Genomic DNA, 863 nt, shown 5'->3' on the forward strand with positions numbered 1-863 from the left:
ACGGCGAAGCCCGCGACGCCGCCGCCCACCACCGCGACCGAGCCGGGCACGCCTGCCGGGGCCTCGACGTCGTGGCTCATGCGCCGGGGACGAGGTAGAGCTGGCCCTCGCGCTCCTCGACGCGGTGCACGCCGACGCCCTTGGTGGCGGGCAGGCAGAGCGCCTCGCCGGTGCGCAGGCAGAACTGCGCGGCGTGCAGCGGGCACTCCACCCGGTCGTCCTCGAGCCAGCCCTCGGCCAGCGAGGCGTCCTCGTGGGTGCACGTGTCGTCGATCGCGTGGAACTCGCCTGCGTCCGTGTGGAACACCGCGACGTCGTCCCTCGTCCCCGCCGTCGCCGCCGGGACGACGATCGCCTCGCCCTCCGGGACGTCCGCCGCCGCGCCGATGTGGATCGGCTCCGCCATGGTCTGCCTCCTCTGGTTCCCGGGCCGGGCGGCCCGTGGTGGTCTCCCGTCACCGTATCCCCCGGCGCGGACCCGACACCCCTCCGCTGTGCTCCGCCCCGGTGCCACACCGCGCCCACCTGTGAATGGATGAACCGGACATCACGGGGGCGTGAAATCACCCGACAAGCCTTCGAAAGATGTTCCCGGGAATGGTCGATCACGCTACGATCACGACGGCCTCTGGCCCTCATCCCGCCCTCACCACGCCACCGACCCGGGAAAGCGACACGGCCCGCGCCTGTCGTTCCTCGGGCACTCCACCTTCCGAAGGCATCCGCATGAAGATTCTCCCGCCGCGTTCCGCCGCGTCCCCCCGCCCGCTCGCGCCCGCCGTCGCGGTCGCCGCGCTCTCCGTCCTCGTCGGCGGCCTGCTCCCGCAGCCGCCGTCCGCGACCACGGAGGGCGCCCCCGACGC

Annotated in this window: 1 protein-coding gene; it reads right to left on the reverse strand. The window is 73.8% G+C overall.

Features of this window, described 5'->3' with window-relative positions; translation table 11 throughout:
- Positions 1-76 precede the first annotated feature (76 nt).
- Positions 77-406, reverse strand: a complete 330-nt coding sequence (locus HMPREF3105_RS12285) for a bifunctional 3-phenylpropionate/cinnamic acid dioxygenase ferredoxin subunit (RefSeq protein WP_002857882.1) — start codon at positions 404-406, stop codon at positions 77-79.
- Between the last annotated feature and the right edge of the window lie 457 nt (positions 407-863).

Origin of the sequence: Micrococcus sp. HMSC31B01 (assembly GCF_001816085.1) — a bacterium.
Taxonomy (GTDB): domain Bacteria; phylum Actinomycetota; class Actinomycetes; order Actinomycetales; family Micrococcaceae; genus Micrococcus; species Micrococcus luteus.